The 15,564-nt window shown below is 72.6% G+C and carries 15 protein-coding genes; 8 read left to right on the forward strand and 7 right to left on the reverse strand.

Annotated features, from left to right (window positions below; translation table 11 throughout):
• The first annotated feature begins 38 nt into the window (after positions 1-38).
• A complete protein-coding gene (locus QNO21_RS13230) occupies positions 39-779 on the forward strand; it encodes an alpha/beta fold hydrolase (RefSeq protein WP_257518287.1) in 741 nt (246 codons plus the stop codon).
• On the opposite strand, the gene QNO21_RS13235 is transcribed toward QNO21_RS13230, so the two are convergent.
• Positions 752-1,714, reverse strand: coding sequence for a family 43 glycosylhydrolase (locus QNO21_RS13235; protein WP_257518288.1), 963 nt, complete (start codon positions 1,712-1,714; stop codon positions 752-754). The genes QNO21_RS13230 and QNO21_RS13235 overlap by 28 nt on opposite strands.
• The gene (locus QNO21_RS13240; RefSeq protein ID WP_257518289.1) at positions 1,711-2,805 is read right to left on the reverse strand and encodes a Gfo/Idh/MocA family protein; all 1,095 of its coding nucleotides are present in this window, start codon (positions 2,803-2,805) and stop codon (positions 1,711-1,713) included. Before QNO21_RS13240 ends, QNO21_RS13235 begins: the two co-directional genes overlap by 4 nt.
• A gap of 95 nt (positions 2,806-2,900) precedes the next feature.
• Here QNO21_RS13240 and QNO21_RS13245 point away from each other — a divergent pair, with 95 nt between their 5' ends.
• Positions 2,901-3,743 carry a DUF1295 domain-containing protein gene (locus QNO21_RS13245; RefSeq protein WP_257518290.1) on the forward strand — a complete coding sequence of 281 codons (843 nt, stop codon included), beginning with the start codon at positions 2,901-2,903 and terminating at the stop codon, positions 3,741-3,743.
• A gap of 7 nt (positions 3,744-3,750) precedes the next feature.
• Here the strand turns inward: QNO21_RS13245 and QNO21_RS13250 are convergent, their stop codons facing one another.
• From QNO21_RS13250 to QNO21_RS13265, 4 genes are read right to left on the reverse strand one after another with little or no spacing between them, the layout of a single operon-like run.
• Entirely contained in the window at positions 3,751-4,467 is a 717-nt protein-coding gene (locus QNO21_RS13250; protein WP_257518291.1) for a cupin domain-containing protein, read from the reverse strand.
• Complete coding sequence (locus tag QNO21_RS13255; protein ID WP_257518292.1) at positions 4,464-5,378, reverse strand: DUF6807 domain-containing protein; 915 nt, start codon at positions 5,376-5,378, stop codon at positions 4,464-4,466. Before QNO21_RS13255 ends, QNO21_RS13250 begins: the two co-directional genes overlap by 4 nt.
• Positions 5,375-6,496: a Gfo/Idh/MocA family protein gene (locus QNO21_RS13260; protein WP_257518293.1), complete on the reverse strand. Its 1,122-nt coding sequence runs from the start codon at positions 6,494-6,496 to the stop codon at positions 5,375-5,377. The genes QNO21_RS13255 and QNO21_RS13260 overlap by 4 nt, the downstream gene beginning before the upstream one ends.
• A 45-nt stretch (positions 6,497-6,541) precedes the next feature.
• Positions 6,542-8,317 carry an ABC transporter ATP-binding protein gene (locus QNO21_RS13265; protein WP_257518294.1) on the reverse strand — a complete coding sequence of 592 codons (1,776 nt, stop codon included), beginning with the start codon at positions 8,315-8,317 and terminating at the stop codon, positions 6,542-6,544.
• A 66-nt stretch (positions 8,318-8,383) separates the two neighbouring features.
• On the opposite strand from QNO21_RS13265, the gene QNO21_RS13270 reads away from it, so the two are divergent.
• The gene (locus tag QNO21_RS13270; protein WP_257518295.1) at positions 8,384-9,055 is read left to right on the forward strand and encodes a rhamnogalacturonan acetylesterase; all 672 of its coding nucleotides are present in this window, start codon (positions 8,384-8,386) and stop codon (positions 9,053-9,055) included.
• A gap of 6 nt (positions 9,056-9,061) precedes the next feature.
• On the opposite strand, the gene QNO21_RS13275 is transcribed toward QNO21_RS13270, so the two are convergent.
• Positions 9,062-10,105, reverse strand: a complete 1,044-nt coding sequence (locus QNO21_RS13275; RefSeq protein WP_257518296.1) for a M24 family metallopeptidase — start codon at positions 10,103-10,105, stop codon at positions 9,062-9,064.
• Positions 10,106-10,181: 76 nt separating this feature from the next.
• Between QNO21_RS13275 and QNO21_RS13280 the strand changes: the two genes are divergently transcribed.
• The 5 genes from QNO21_RS13280 to QNO21_RS13300 all read left to right on the forward strand — a co-directional run bounded on the left by QNO21_RS13280 (position 10,182) and on the right by QNO21_RS13300 (position 15,539).
• Positions 10,182-11,183 carry a LacI family DNA-binding transcriptional regulator gene (locus tag QNO21_RS13280; RefSeq protein WP_257518297.1) on the forward strand — a complete coding sequence of 334 codons (1,002 nt, stop codon included), beginning with the start codon at positions 10,182-10,184 and terminating at the stop codon, positions 11,181-11,183.
• Between the two features lie 99 nt (positions 11,184-11,282).
• Positions 11,283-12,620, forward strand: a complete 1,338-nt coding sequence (locus QNO21_RS13285; RefSeq protein WP_257518298.1) for a Gfo/Idh/MocA family protein — start codon at positions 11,283-11,285, stop codon at positions 12,618-12,620.
• Positions 12,617-13,558 carry an NAD-dependent epimerase/dehydratase family protein gene (locus tag QNO21_RS13290; RefSeq protein ID WP_257518299.1) on the forward strand — a complete coding sequence of 314 codons (942 nt, stop codon included), beginning with the start codon at positions 12,617-12,619 and terminating at the stop codon, positions 13,556-13,558. The genes QNO21_RS13285 and QNO21_RS13290 overlap by 4 nt, the downstream gene beginning before the upstream one ends.
• Positions 13,555-14,454: a 5-dehydro-4-deoxyglucarate dehydratase gene (locus tag QNO21_RS13295; RefSeq protein ID WP_257518300.1), complete on the forward strand. Its 900-nt coding sequence runs from the start codon at positions 13,555-13,557 to the stop codon at positions 14,452-14,454. Before QNO21_RS13290 ends, QNO21_RS13295 begins: the two co-directional genes overlap by 4 nt.
• On the forward strand, positions 14,451-15,539 hold the full coding sequence (locus QNO21_RS13300) for a mandelate racemase/muconate lactonizing enzyme family protein (protein WP_257518301.1): 1,089 nt from the start codon (positions 14,451-14,453) through the stop codon (positions 15,537-15,539). Before QNO21_RS13295 ends, QNO21_RS13300 begins: the two co-directional genes overlap by 4 nt.
• Positions 15,540-15,564 lie beyond the last annotated feature (25 nt).

The following is a 15,564-nucleotide window of genomic DNA, read 5'->3' on the forward strand; positions in this document are numbered from 1 at the left end:
GACATACACCTGTCCGCAGCGCGTGCGAAAGTCGAGACATGACAACGAGCACGAGCCGCCCGACCATCATCCTCATCGCCGGCCACTGGCTGGGCGCCTGGGCGTGGGATGAGGTCCTCGAGCGCCTCGACGCCCACGGCTCTCGCGCCACGGCGATGACCCTTCCCGGTCTCGACGCGGACGATCCGGAGCGTGCGTCGAGGACCCTCGACGATCAAGCCGCAGCGATCCTCGACACGATCGCTCGACTCGAAGTCTCCGAGAGTCAACCCGCGACGATCGTCGCGCACAGCGGCGCGAACGCGCCCGTCAGCCTCGTGCTCGACCGCCACCCTGAGCTCGTCCATCGGGTGGTGTGGGTCGACTCCGGCCCTGCGGCGACGGGCAGCGTCTTCGCGCCGGATCTGCCGGAGGAGGTGGAAGACCTTCCGCTGCCGCCCTTCGACGTCCTTGCCCAGCAGGCGAGCCTCGAGGGTCTGAGCGCGGAGGTCCTCGCGCGGTTTCGGGCTCAGGCCGTCCCCGAGCCCGGCCCCGTGCTCCGCCAGCCCGTCGAACTCCCCGACGAGGCCCGCCGCACGGTCCGCACCACCCTGGTGTGCTGCTCGATGCCGAGCACGCAGGTGCTGGAGCTGGCCCGAGCAGGCCATCCCATGTTCGCCGAGGTCGCGAACCTCGAGCACCTCGACGTCATCGACCTCCCGACGGGGCATTGGCCCATGTGGAGCCGGCCCCGCGAGCTCGCCGAGATCATTCAGTCAGCGGCTTCTCGCACCGACTGAAGCACGCCACCCCGCACGCACAGCCTGGCGCGGTAGACCGCGCACCGCCGGTCGTCGACGCTCTCGCGCTCGGGGTCGGGCTCCGCCGCCCGGGCCGGATGCCCGAAGTAGTAGAACCACACGTCGCCGCCGTCGCGCACGGCGGCCCCATGGTGGCCGAATCCAGGCCCGGCGACCGCGCCGGCGCCGAGGATGACGGCATCCGGCCCACCCTGGCGCTCCCACGCGACGGCATCGTCGGAGCGGTACACGCCCATCCCCCGCCACTCGTCCACGATCATCCACCACCAGCCGCCGAGCTCGAACGCGTACGGACCCTCGTGGGGCCTGCCTCCGATGGCGGTGCCCTCGTCGCGCCAGTTCGACAGGTCATCGGATGCCGCGACCTTGGTGACGCTGTCGGCGGCCTCGTCCTTGTACCAGAGGCGCCACCGGCCGTCCGGGGTGCGGGCGACGGCGGCGTCGATCACCCGGTCGCTGGCCAGCGCAAGTGGCGCGCGGCGTTCCCAGCGCGCGAGGTCGTCGGACACGTACTCCACGATCGACCGCGCGAAACCGGGCCACCGGTCGGGCACGCCGTCGATCTCGGTGAGATACATGCGCCACCGCTCGCCGTCGTGCACGACCTCGGGCGCCCAGTGGGTCGCATCCACGTCGGCCGGCGGCGGCCCCGGCTCGAGCGCGAGGCCCGCGGCATCCGGCTCGAGCGTTCCCGCATAGGTCCAGGCCACACCGTCGCGGGAGCGCGCGACGCCGACGCGGCTGCCATGCACCCACGCGACGCCCGGCCCGGGATCGGGGTGGGTGGCGCGGCGCTGGGTGTAGAACATCCACCACGTGCCGTCCGCGATGACGACGGTCGGGTCGGTCGCGCCGTCGTAGATCGGGTCCCGGTACAGCTCGGCCGGCACCGCGGGCGCGGCATCCACGCTCACGCGCCCACCCCGCGCATGTCAGCGACGGGGCTTGCGAACCCGGTGCGGTGCGTCGGGTGCGCCGCGAGGTCAGCAGGGGTGATGACGGCGCCGTCGGCGGCAGCCGAGGCGTAGATCGCGGCGACGAGCTCCAGCGACCGCGCCGGGGCGTCGGCGGTGGGCGGCAGCGGCGACCCGGTGCGGAGGGCGTCGAAGACGTCACGCAGCAGCGGCGCATGGTCGCTGCGCTCCTCGGCATCCGGCAGCGCCCACGCCGCCGCCTCGTCCTCGAACCCCGGCGCTGGGGTGATGCGCCAGTTCTCGTGGCCGTGGCCGTAGACGTGATCGACGGTCACGGTGGCCTTCTGCGTGTCGATGCGGATCGAGCTGACCTCACGCGGCGACACCGCGCTGGTGACCAGCTGCGCCACCGCGCCGCCGGCGAAGGTGACGGTGGCCGTCGAAGCATCCTCGGTCTGCGTCTCGCGATCGAGCCGCCAGAGCCGCCCCTGCACGCTCGTCCATTCGCCGAGAAGGAACGCGAGCAGATCGATCTGGTGGATGCCATGACCGAGCGTCGTCCCGCCGCCCTCGGTCTCCCACGACCCTCGCCACGGAACTGCGAAGTAGGCGGGGTCACGGAACCACAGGGTCTGGCACACCGCGATGAGGGGCCGGCCCAGCGCGCCGCTGCCCAGAAGCCCCCGCACGTGCGCCGCCGCGGTGCCGGTGCGCTGCTGGAACACCACCGCCAATTGCCGGCCCGCGACGTCTGCGGCACGCCGCATCTCGTCGAGCTCGGCCAGCGACGGCGCCGGCGGCTTCTCGACCACGACGTGCGCGCCGGCGGCGAAGGCGGCGAGGGTCTGGGGCGCGTGGGCGCCGGGAGGCGTGCAGATCAGCACGACGTCGGGGCGCTCCGCCTGGAGCATGTCCTCGAGGGTGTCGTACACGGTCGGCGCGCCCCATTGGGCGGCGAACGCGTCGGCGGCACTGCGGCTCATGTCGCTCACGGCAACCAGCTCGGCGTGGGGGTAGGCCTGCACAGCCCGGGCGTGGAAGTGCGCGACGGCGCCGGTGCCGACGATCACGCAGGGAAGGGAGGAAGTCACGCACTCCACCCTAGAAGCGTCGGAGGGAAAGCGCTATCCGCACACTCCCCCGCCACCCCTTGGACAGCAGACGCCACGTGGTTAGCCTGAGGCCTATGGACCCCCTTCTGCTCGTCCTGCTGCTGGCTGCCGTCACGTCCGCGGCCTGCTGGCTCCTGTCCCTCATCACCAAGGACACTTCGTGGGTCGACCGCGTCTGGTCGATCGTGCCCATCGCCTACACGTGGATCTTCGCGATCGCCGTGATCACCGACGGCGGCGATGCCGCCCGCTCGGTGCTGATGGCGGCCCTCGTCACCCTCTGGGGAGCGCGACTGACCTTCAACTTCGCCCGCAAGGGCGGCTACTCGGGCATGGAGGACTATCGCTGGGCGATCCTGCGCAAGCGGATGACCCCGGTGCAGTTCCAGCTGTTCAACCTGTTCTTCATCGTGCTGTACCAGAACGCCCTGCTCGTACTCATCTCACTGCCGGCGCTCATGGCGTGGGAGCACCCGACACCGCTCACCGGCTGGGACATCGCCCTGGCCGCGCTGTTCCTGGCGTTCCTGGTCGGCGAGACCGTCGCCGACCAGGAGCAATGGGACTTCCACCAGGCCAAGAAGCGCGCGGGCGGCACGCTGGAACCCGGCTTCGCCACCACCGGGCTCTTCCGACTCAGCCGGCATCCGAACTTCTTCTTCGAGCAGGCCCAGTGGTGGGTGTTCTACTTCATCGGCGCGGTCGCCGCCGTCTCGGCAGGCCTGGGCGTCTGGGGAGGCCTGATCAACCCCACCATCGTCGGAGCGGTGCTGCTGACGGTACTGTTCATCGGCTCGACGATCTTCACCGAGTCGATCAGCGCGTCGAAGTACCCCGCGTACGCCGACTACCAGCGGCGCACGTCGATGCTGGTGCCGCTGCCACCGCGCCGGACGGCGGCGACGACACGCGCCTGAGCGGCGATCAGGGCGACGGCCACTCCCAGGTCTGCAGGCGCCCGCACATACCGTAGCCGCGTTCGCCGGGCGTGGGCTGGCCGCGCACGACGGATGCCGCGGTCATGAGCCCAGGCTCCCCCGCGGCGAGCGCGACGAGCTGTGCGCGGGTGCGCTCGGTCTCGGCGGCGACGGTCCGGTCCCACCGCTCCTGCCAGTGCTCCACCCGGCTGCGCACGAGAGCGACGGCAGCCGCGTGGAACGGGGCGAGGGCCGCGACCCCGTCGCGCTGCACCGCGTCGCGCAGAGCCAGGTAGCCGGCGACGGCGAGGTCGCGACGGGCGCGGGCGGCATGGGCACGCCCCTCCCCCTCGGGCAGCGTCGACGCCGCGGCGTAGGCAGCCGGGTCGGCGAGCACCTCGGGCGGGAACGTCAGCACCGCGTCGCCTGCCTCGGGGAGCCCGGCGTTGGACATCACCACCAGCAGCCGCAACCCGCCGTCGTTGACGAGGCGGTGCACGGTTCCGGGCGAGAACCACAGCACGTCCCCCGGTGCGAGCGGATGCACCTCGGCACCGGCGGCCGAGAGGGTCTCGACCGAGCCCGTGCCGCCGACGACGATGTAGCCCTCGCTCGAGGCGGTGTGCAGGTGCGGTGAGCCGCCGCACCGACCGTCGACGGCCTCGGCGTCGTAGACCATGAGGTCGCTGACCGCCACCCCGCCGGGGAAGAGCGGCGTGGTCATGCGCCGGCCGCGATCACGTCGCGCACCGTGTCTGCGAGCCCGGCGGCAGCGTCGGCGCCGCCGTCGGCGATGCCGACGCCGTACCGGAACGCCGCAGTGTGCCCCGGCGCCACCACCAGCTCGTCGCTGAAGAAGGGCGCGGGGTTCAGGCACGCGAATTCCTCGGAGCGGGCGAACCACTGCGGCGGGTGCTGCGGATTGTCGGCGGCATCCACCATGACGATGAGCGACTCGCCGTCGATCTCGTCATGCCGGCCGACGAAGCCCATCCACTCGTGCCGCTGGCCGCGCACATCGTTGCCGGAGCCGGTGCCCGATGCCGTCACGAGCGTGCCGCCGGTGAATGAGCGCGGTCCGCGCCAGAACAGTCCCCCGTACCCGGCGTTCTCACGCCCCCGGGTGGTGGGCGAGCCGATCGGGATCGGGGCGTCGGTCACGTTCGTCATCGCGGTGTCGACGGTGAGCGCCCAGGCGCCGCCCTCGAGGGTGCGTGCGGTGATGGCGCGCCGCTCGGTGAAGAGGTGGATGCCGCCCTCGCTCACCCAGTCCAGCTCGTGGGCGAAGCGCACGACCCCGCCGGCAGCCACGTCGAGCTGTTCGATGCGGCGGTGCGCCTGGGTGCCGTCGTTGGGCAGCTGCACGTACGACTGACCCTGCACGTAGGTGGGGCCGCCCCAGAAGTTCTCCTCGCCGACGACCGGCAGCGACCAGGCGATGCCCTTGTGCCACACGTGGTCCCACGGGCGGTAGAGGCTCATGAGCCGTCCCGAACGGGTGCGCAGTGGATGCAGGTAGGGCTTGGGGGACTCCAGCTGGGGCGAATCGGGCACGTACGTGTAGCGCAGCAGCTCGACGTCGCCGTCGCGGACGGTGAACGCGGTGGCGTCGTCGTGGTCGATCTCGAGGGTCATCGGGTGGTCTCCATCGCGGGCTTGACGGGCGGCCACGGCACGGCGCCGCCGGCCATGGACTGCAGGAACGGGTCGTCGCCGGCGATCCCGCCGGCACGCACCGGCACCCCGCGGAAGGCCGACGCGTAGGTGGCGGCGGCGAATTCGAGGGTGCGGCGGGCGTCGTCGGCATCCACCCCGGGCGTCTCCCCGGCGGCGAGCGCGTCGACGATCGCGGCGATCTGCGCCCGGTGGCCGCTCGGCCCGCCGTCGGGCTCGCTCTCCCACAGCTCGGCGAGGTGCTCGTGCCCGGGGGCGGGGGTGAAGGTCCAGTCGGCGTCGGTGTAGCCGTACAGGTGCTCCAGCTCGACGGTGGCGTGCGCGAAGTCGAACCGCAGCCGAGAGGTCTCCCGCGGCGAGACGATGGAGTTGACCACCGTCGCCAGCGCACCGTTGTCGAATTCGACCAGCGCCATCGAGACGTCCTCCGTGTCGGTGGGCAGCTGCCTGCGGGCGGCGAACGCGGTCAGGCGCGACCAGGGGCCGAGCACGGCCAGCAGCAGGTCGAACTGGTGGATGCCGTGACCCATCGTCGGCCCACCGCCCTCGATCTCCCAGCGGCCGCGCCAGGGGAGGTCGAAGTACTCGGGGCCGCGATGCCACAGCGTCTCGCACGTCGCCACGAGCGGGCGGCCGAGCGCACCGTCTGCGACGAGGCGCATCAGGCGCTGTGCACCCGCTCCGAAGCGGTGCTGGTACACCGTGAGCGCCGGCACCCCCGTCTCGCGCGAGACCGCGACCAGCTCGTCCATCTCGGCGAGGCTCAGCGCCGTCGGCTTCTCGATGAGCGCCGGCACGCCGGCGCGCAGCGCCGCGATCGCCAGCGGCACGTGCGTCTGCGGCGGGGTGCAGATGTGCACGAGGTCCAGCTGCTCCGATGCCAGCAGGGCGTCGGCGTCGGGGTAGACCGCGTCGGCGCCGAAGCTCTGAGCGAACTCCCGCGCGCGATCAGTGTCGAGGTCGACGACGGCGGCGAGCGCGATGCGCGGCGCCAGGTCGTCGAGGGCCTGCGCGTGGGCGTGAGCGATGCCCCCGGTTCCGATGATCGCCGCCCGCAGTGGGGGTCTGGCATCCGTCATGTTCGCTCCTTCGCCTGGTGATCGTCGGTCGTCGTGAGGCGCGTGTCAGGTGAGCCCGGTCTGGGTCATGTGCAGGCGCGCGTAGCGTCCGTCGGCGGCGAGCAGGTCGTCGTGCGTCCCCTGTTCGACGATGCGGCCCTGCTCCAGCACGACGATGCGGTCGGCCATGCGCACGGTCGAGAGCCGGTGGGCGACGACGAGGGTCGTGCGCCCGCGCATGAGGCGGCCGAGCGCCTCTTTCACCAGCTCTTCGGACTCGGGGTCCAGGGCGCTCGTGGCCTCGTCGAGCAGCAGGATGCGGGGGTCCCGCACGAGCGCGCGGGCGATGGCCAGGCGCTGGCGCTGACCGCCCGACAGGCGCGCTCCGCGCTCGCCCACGACGGCGTCCCAGCCGCGCGGCTGCGCGCTGACGAACTCCCACGCGTTGGCGTCGCGCAGCGCCTGCTCGATGCGCTCGTCGCTCACGTCGGGGAGGCCGTAGGCGATGTTCTCGCGGATGGTGCCCTCGAACAGCACCGACTCCTGCGGCACGACCGACACCGACCGCCGCACCGTTCGCAGGTCCAGCTGCTGCATGTCGGCGCCGTCGAGCAGGATGCGCCCCGTCGTCGGCCGCAGGAACCCCAGCACCATGTTCAGCAGCGTGGACTTGCCCGACCCGGAGGATCCGACGAAGGCGAACGTGCGGCCGGCGGGGATGTGCAGGTCGATGTCGTGCAGGGCGTCGTCGTCGGCGCCGGAGTAGCGGTGCGAGGCGCGTTCGAGCACGATGTCGCCCGTCACGGCCGACACGGCCCGCTTGCCCTCGTTCTGCTCGAGGTCGGGCTCCTGCAGCACCTCGGCGATGGAGCGCACCGACTCGAGGCCTCGCGCGCCCACGGGGATCAGCATCAGCAGCTGGGTGAGCCCTTGGGTGAGCAGCGTGAAGTAGGTCGAGAGCAGCACGACTTCGCCCGGCGAGATGGGAAGGATGCCGGTGAGCGAGAACACCGCTGCGAGCACGAGGCATCCGACCCCGAGCAGCTGCATGGCCACCCACGAGATCGAGGCGACGTGGCCGTTGAGCATGTCGAGATGCAGACCCGCGCGGCGCACCCCCTCGGCGCCGGAGCTGACGCGGGTGACGGCGGTTTCCTCCAGGCCGTGCGCGCGGGTGACGGGGATGAGCGAGGCCATCTCCCCCACCCGCGCCGACAGCGTCTCGACCTCGCGGCGGAAGACCTCGTTGCGAGTGCGGGAGCGGTTGCGCATGCCCCAGCGGATGCCGATGGCGATCGGCACCGCGAGCGCGTACACCGGCAGGAACTGGGGCACGGCGATCGCCGTCATCGACAGTGCGCCGATCATGACCATCGTGGCCGACAGCAGCGGATGGGTCACCTGCTGCAGCATCAGCTCGACGTTCTCGACGTCGCGCACCACCTTGGTCTGCACGATCGCGGCGCTCATGCGCGTGTGGTAGCCGATCGACAGGCTCTGCAGGCGCGCCGCGAGGGCGTTGCGCAGGTCCGCGCCGGTGTCGCGGACGACCGTCATGAAACTGCGCGTGTAGAGGATGTGGTTCGGGTAGTTCTGCAGCAGCAGCACCACCGCCAGCGCGAACCACCAGAGCACCGCGGTGACCTCGCCCCCGCCCGCGACGATGTCGATGATGGCGGCGGTGATGACCGGGAGAAACCACATCGGGATCTCTTTGACGGCGAACGCGCTCACCGCCAGCGCCATGCGCCCGGGTCGGCGCGCGAGCAGCCGCAGGACCGATCGGGCCGGATGAGCGCCGTCGATCAGGTCCAACGAGCTGGAAAGCGGTTTCCGTGGCACGATGTCCATCGTAGTGAGGGCACCTCGCCCGTGGCACGCCCTCGACGGATTCTCTCGGGAGACACCATGACCTATCACCTCGCCGGCGACTCGACCGTCGCCCCCATGAAGCGCGGCGAAGAGCCGATGGCGGGCTGGGGCGAGGCGCTGGGTGACGCGCTCGGGCAGCCGGTGCGCAATCTCGCCTTCGGCGGCGCCACCACGGCGTCCTTCGTCGCGTCCGGCTCATGGGCGACGCTCCTGTCCGAGGTCGTCGCGGGTGACACGGTCGTCATCCAGTTCGGTCACAACGATCAGAAGGACCCGCAGCTCGCCGCCCGCGGCGGCTACGCCGACAGGCTGCGCGGATTCGTCGACGATGTGCGGGCGCACGACGCCGTCACGGTGCTGTGCACGCCGTGCGAGCGCCGCTGGTTCGACGGGGAGCGGGTCACCCCGACCCACGGCGACTACCCCAACGCCGTACGCGATCTCGCCGCCGACCTCGGGGCGGCGCTCATCGACCTCACCGTCTTCACGACGTGGCTCTACGAGGATCTCGGGCCTGCGGCATCCACCCGCCTGCTGTCGCACTACGCCCCGGGCGAGGCCGTCGCGTGGCCCGAGGGGCTCGCGGACGACACGCACTTCCGCCTGGAGGGGGCACGGCGCATCGCCGCGTTCGTCGCCCGCTCGCTGCGCGCGATCGAGCGCCGGGACGGCGACGCGCCTGCCCGCGGGTCGCAGCTGGTCAGCTGATCCGGCTCAGGCGAAGGGCAGCGCCGTGGGACGCTGCCTTCCCGCATGCGTCACGCTCGGCCATCGCGGGTCGACGGTGAGCACCTCGACGCCGCTGTCGGTGACCAGCACCGTGTCCTCGACCTTCGCCCCCGGCGCACTCGGATTCCACGCGAACGCCTGGTCCACGGCGATCAGGTCCAGAGTCTGGGCCGTTGCCCGCGGGTCGCGGCCGGCGTAGCCGGTCGGCCCGCCCTGGTGGTGGCGGGTCCACTCCTCGGCGTCGAACCCGTGCGCACCGTAGGCCGCGCAGCCCCGGGCGAACGCGTGGGCCAGAACGGCGCCGGGCCGCGTGGCCGCGAAGAAGTCCTTCTCCACGGCGAGGATCCGCTCGTCATCCGGCCCGGCCGCCCCGACCCACCGCGTGACGTTCGCGATGAGGCCGTGCCGCCGACCGCAGACGACGAGCATCGCACGGTCGCCCAGGGGCGCGTCAGTCGGCAAGGGGTGACGGTGCGCGTGACGCGAGCGGCCCGCCACGAGGATCACCAGCGGGTCGATGCCTCGTCCGGCGAGCGCCGCAGCCAGCACCGACGCCGCACCGCGCTCGCTGCTTTCAGGGGTGAGCGTGGCCGCGGCATCCGTCATCGCCTCTGCGGTCTGGCGACCGAGCAGCCGATACCGGTCGCGCTCCCCCGGCAGCAGGGTCGCCCGCGCGGCGCGCAGCGACTGGGCGAGTGCGGCCTCGGCCGCGGCAGGACCGGCGGCCGCAGCCGCATCTGCGGGAGGCGTCTGCCACGGCACGCGCACGATGCGCGCCGCGTCGCCCGGGAGCAGCTCCTCTTCGGCCAGACGCTCGGCCTCGTTCGCCGCGACGAAGAGGTGGTCGCCGTCTGCGCCGACCCGCACCGCCAGCACCGGGGGGCCCGCCAGCGAGACGTGGGTGCGCACGCCGTCGAGGTACCAGGACACCGCCTCGTGCGAGGTGAGGACAAGCGCGTCGGCGCCGGCCTCGGAGCGCACCCGGGCGAGGCGCTGCTGCTTGACTCTTCGATCGGCGAGGGAAGGCATGCACGCGTCCGTTCTAGGGAAAACGATTTCTCGCCATAGTATGGTCTCGGGACACCAGATCGGAACGGAGCGCGTCATGCGCAGGACGACGAGCAAGGCCACCATCACCGACGTGGCGCGCCGAGCCGGGGTGTCCCTGTCGACGGTGTCGCGCGTCATGAACGGCAATGCCACGGTCGATGCCGGACTGGCCGAGCGCGTGCGCGCCGCCGCTGTCGAACTCGGCTACACCGCCAGCCCGCTCGCCAGGAGCCTGGTGCTCGGGCGCACCCAGACCATCGCCGTGGTCGTGCCCGACCTCGCCAACCCGACCTTCCAGGAGATCCTGCGGGGCCTCAGCCGGGCGGCCGCGGGCGACGGCTATCACGTGCTCATCGCCGACTCCGCCGAGCAGGTCGATGAGGAGCGGGTGCTCGCCGCCGAGACGCGACGGCGCACCGACGGCGTGGTGCTGTGCGCCCCGCGCATGCCCGACGACGAGCTGGGCGCCCTCCTTCCCGCTCTCTCCCCCGCCGTGGTGGTCAACCGGCCGCCGCAGGCCGGTGCCCCCGTGGTGGCCGCCGACTACCGCACCGCCTTCGCCGACCTCATCGACCACCTGTACGGGCTCGGCCATCGCCGGCTGGTCTATCTCGCCGGCCTCGCGCGCAGCGCCTCCAACGCGGCACGGCTCGCCGCTCTGGCCGATGCCCGCGCGGCCCACACCGACCTCGAGATCACCGAGGTGGCGTGCGGCGTCGACTTCGACAGCGGCGCGGCCGCCGCAGCGGCCGTTCGCCGCAGCGGTGCGACGGGCGTGCTCGCTTTCAACGACCTCGTCGCGATGGGCCTGCTGTCGGCCCTCGCCGACCGAGGGGTGCGGGTACCCGAGGACCTCTCCGTCGCCGGCTTCGACGACATCCCCTTCGCGCAGTACACGACTCCGCCGCTGACGACGGCGGCCGTGCCGGCGTCGGACCTCGGCGCCCGCGCCTGGCAGGCGATGCATGCGCTGCTCACCGGCGGCGACGCCGAGGCGGCGGTCTCGCTCATCCCGCGCCTCATCGTGCGCGCGAGCACCGGCCGCGTCCCCGCCTGAGCCCTCCGCCGGGAGATCCCGGGGCTTGCCCGGCACCCCGCCAATCCTCCGTGCTACGCTGAGAAAACGTTTCCTGACCAGCACACACGAGGGCGACCGATGACGAAGACCCGCTACGCGCTTCTGGGCGCCGGCCACCGCTCGCAGATGTACGTCGATGCGATCACGGGCGACTATGCCGACCGGGCCGACCTCGTCGCCGTCTGCGAGCCGAACCCGGTGCGCGCGGCCCACGCCGTCGAGCGGGCCGTGTCTCGGGGCGCCGCCGCCCCCACGGCGTGGGAGCCCGACCGCCTCGAGCAGATGATCGCCGCCGAGCGCATCGACCGGGTTGTCATCTGCGCCCGCGACGACCTGCACGCCGAGCTCATCGTGCGCTCCCTCGACGCCGGAGCCGACGTCGTGGTGGAAAAGCCCCTCACGATCGATGCCGCCAGCGCCGCCGCGATCGAGGATGCCGTCGCGCGCACCGGGCGCTCCGTGGTGCTGACCTTCAACTATCGGTACTCGCCCCGCAACAGCGCGCTGCGCCAGGTCATCCAGGACGGCCTCATCGGCGAGGTCACCTCGATCGACTTCTCGTGGATGCTCGACACCAAGCACGGCGCGGACTACTTCCGCCGCTGGCACCGCGAGAAGGAGCACTCCGGCGGCCTGCTCGTGCACAAATCCAGCCACCACTTCGACCTCGTCAACTGGTGGATCCGGCAGCAGCCGCGCCGCGTCTACGCCTCGGGCGGGCTGCGGTTCTACGGCGCCGACAACGCCGCCCGCCGCGGACTGGGCGATCGACCCGACCGCGGCACGCACGGGGGCGACCACGACCCGTTCGAGCTCGACCTGCGCGACGACCCGCGTCTGCAGGCGCTGTACCTCGACGCCGAGCACCACGACGGCTACCTGCGCGACCGCGACGTCTTCGGCCCCGGCATCACGATCGAGGACAACCTCGCCCTGGTCGTCGACTACTCCGGCGGCGCGACGCTGTCGTACTCCCTCAACGCGCACGCGCCTTGGGAGGGCTACCGAGTGGCCGTCAACGGCACCCTCGGCCGCGCCGAGCTCGAGGTCGTCGAACGCGGCGCCGTGCTCGTGGACGAGGGCCTTCACCCCGTCATCGATCCGAGCGCGGTGGATGCCGCAGGCTCGGCATCCCTGCGCCCCCAGGGGGAGCGCCTGCTGGTGCAGCGCCACTGGGAAGAGGCCGTCGAGGTGCCGATCGAGAACGCCGCAGGTGGGCACGGCGGCGGCGACGCGCTGCTGCTGTCGGACGTCTTCGTCGGCCCCGGTGACGATCCGCTGTCCCGGCCCGCGGACTGGACAGACGGCCTGCGCTCGATCGCCGTCGGGATCGCCGGCAACCGCTCGCTCGAGACCGGCCTGCCGGTGCGGATCGACGAACTCGGCATCGCCCTGCTCGGACAGCCGACCCGATGAGCCGCATCGTCGTCACCGGCGGCGCGGGCCGTCTCGGCCGCAGCCTTGCCGCGGGCTTGGCCACGGCCGGGCACGACGTGCTGTCGCTGGACCGCGACACCTCCCCCGAGCTCGCCCGCGCCGGCGTCGACCAGGTGTCGATCGACCTGTGCGACGCGCAGGCCACCCGTGACGCCCTCGAAGCCGCCCGCAGCGACGCGGTCGTGCACCTCGCCGCCATCGCCGTGCCCTTCAGCGCTCCGGAAGACGTGATCCTGCGCACCAACGCCGCCCTCGCCGTCTCGGTGCTCGGCGGCGCGGTGGCCGCAGGCGTGGGCAAGGTGGTCGCGGCATCCAGCCCGACCGTGCTCGGCTACAACGCACCCACGGGGTGGGTGCCCGACCGGTTTCCGCTGGACGAACAGACCCCGCCCCGCCCGTGGAACGCGTACGCGCTGTCGAAGCTCGTCATCGAGCAGACGGTCGACATGCTGCGCCGGCAGACGGGTGACGCCGTGCGGTTCGCCTCGTTCCGGCCCTGCTACGTGCTGACGCCCGAGGAGTGGGCCGGCGCCCCGACACAGCAGGGGCACACGGTGCGCGAGCGCCTGGACGATCCCGCGCTGTCGGCGCCGGCACTGTTCAACTACGTCGACGCGCGCGACGTCGCCCGCTTCACCGACACGCTGCTGGCCGCCCTCCCCGACATCCCCAACGGCGAGACCTTCTTCGTCGGCGCCGACGACGCCCTCGCCCGGGAGCCCCTCGCCATGCTCATCCCGCGGTTCCACCCCGGCACCGACGACGTCGCCGCCGAGCTCACCGGCACCGCGCCGGCCTTCTCCAGCGCGAAGGCGCTGCGGCTGCTGGGCTGGGCTCCGCAGCACCGCTGGCGGGACGAACTCGCCCGCACCGACGCCTGCGACCCCCTCACCACCCGAAAGGACGTGCCCGCATGAACTTCGACGGCATCCTCTTCTTCCCCGTCACCCCGTTCGACACCGCGGGGCGGGTGGACACCGACCTGCTGGCCACGCACGTCGCCACCGGGCTCTCCCACGCCCCCGGCGGCATCTTCCCCGCCTGCGGCACGGGCGAATTCCACGCCCTCAGCGCCGCCGAGGCCACCACGGTGACCCGCACGGCCGTGGCGACCGTCGCCGGCGCCGTGCCGGTCGTCGCGGGGGCGGGAGGCCCGCTCGGGCACGCGCTGGAGGTGGCCCGCGGTGCGGCCCACGCCGGAGCCGACGCACTGCTGGTGCTGCCGCCATACCTCGTCGGCGGACCGCAGGCCGGGCTCGTGGCCTACGTCGAGGCGATTGCCGCGGCATCCGACCTGCCGGTCATCGTCTACCACCGCGGCAACGCGCAGTTCACCCCCGCGTCGGTGCGTCGCCTGCTCGAGAACCCGAAGGTCATGGGCTTCAAGGACGGCGTCGGCGACATCGGTACCGCCCAGCTGATCGTGCGCGCAGTGGCGCAATCGGGCCGCGACGACGTCGCGCTGTTCAACGGTCTGCTCACCGCCGAGCTCACCCAGGGCGCCTACCGCGGCATCGGCATGCCGCTGTATTCGTCGGCGGCGTTCGCGATGATCCCCGAGGTGGCGGGCGCCCACTACCGCGCCTACGTCGACGGCGACGAGGCCCGGCGCCTCGCCCTCGTCGACGGCTTCTACGCGCCCCTCGTGGCCCTGCGCGACGAGACCCCCGGCTTCGGGGTGTCGCTCATCAAGGCGGGGCTGCGCCTCGGGGGCCTGCCCGTCGGCGGCGTCCGGCCCCCTCTCGTCGACCCGACCCCCGAGCAGGAGGCGCGGCTGGCCGACATCCTCGACGCCGGTCGGGCCCTCCTGTGACCACGATCGCCTCGCTCGACGCGCGCCTGGTGCGCGTGCCGCTGCGGCGCCCGTGGGGAGCCGACGTCACCAGCGTCGGCGTCGTAGCGACCCACCTCGTGCGCTCGGACGGCGCCGAGGGCTGGGGATTCTCCTGGACGCCGCAGATCGGCGCCGAGGCGGTGCTGGCGCTGTTGCAGCACGATGTCGCGCCGGCTGCGATCGGCCGCTCGGCCGATCCGGGCGAGGCGTGGCTGGGCTTATGGGAGCACCTGCACGAGGCGGGCGGCGGCGGACTCACGACCATCGCCCTGGCCGGGCTCGATCTGGCGGTGTGGGATGCCGCGGCGCGCGCGGCCGGCGGCACGGTCTCCAACCTGCTCGGCCGGCATCGCCAGACGGCGCGCGTGTACGGCAGCGGCGTCAACCTGCACTACGCGCTGCCCGAGCTCGTCGCGCAGGCCGAGCGGTGGGTCGCGGCAGGGTTCGACGCGGTCAAGGTCAAGGTCGGCAAGCCCGACGCGGCCGAAGACCTCGAGCGCCTGCGCGCCGTGCGCGAGGTCATCGGACCCGACCGCGCGCTCATGATCGACGCCAACCAGCGCTGGGACCTCGACCGCGCGACGCGGGTGCTCGATGTGCTGGCCGACGTGCAGCCGGCGTGGATCGAGGAGCCGCTGCGCGCCGACGACCTCGCCGGGCACGCCGAACTCGCCCGGCGGCTGGGCGCCTCGTCGCGACTGCCGATCGCCGTGGGCGAGAACCTGCACACCGCCCACCGATTCGCGGACTACCTGCGCGCGGACGCCGCGCAGATCATGCAGCCCAACGTCGTGCGTGTGGGCGGCATCACCCCGTTCCTGCGCATCGCCGCCCTCGCCGCCGACCACGGTGCGGCGCTGCATCCCCACCTGCTGCCGGAGCTCTCCGGCCAGATCGCCCTGTGCCTCCCGCCCGTCGACGGCGTGCCGGCGCCGCTGGTCGAAGACGTCGAAGACGCCGGCTTCGGCGCGCTCGGTGCCCTCGTCAACCCCTCACCCGTCGCCATCGCCGACGGACAGCTCACCGAGACACCGCACGCGGGCCTGGGCCTGCGCTTCGCGTGACATCCTCGTTCCCGCCACGAAAGGA

It is taken from the genome of Microbacterium sp. zg-Y818, from assembly GCF_030246905.1.
Classification (GTDB): domain Bacteria; phylum Actinomycetota; class Actinomycetes; order Actinomycetales; family Microbacteriaceae; genus Microbacterium.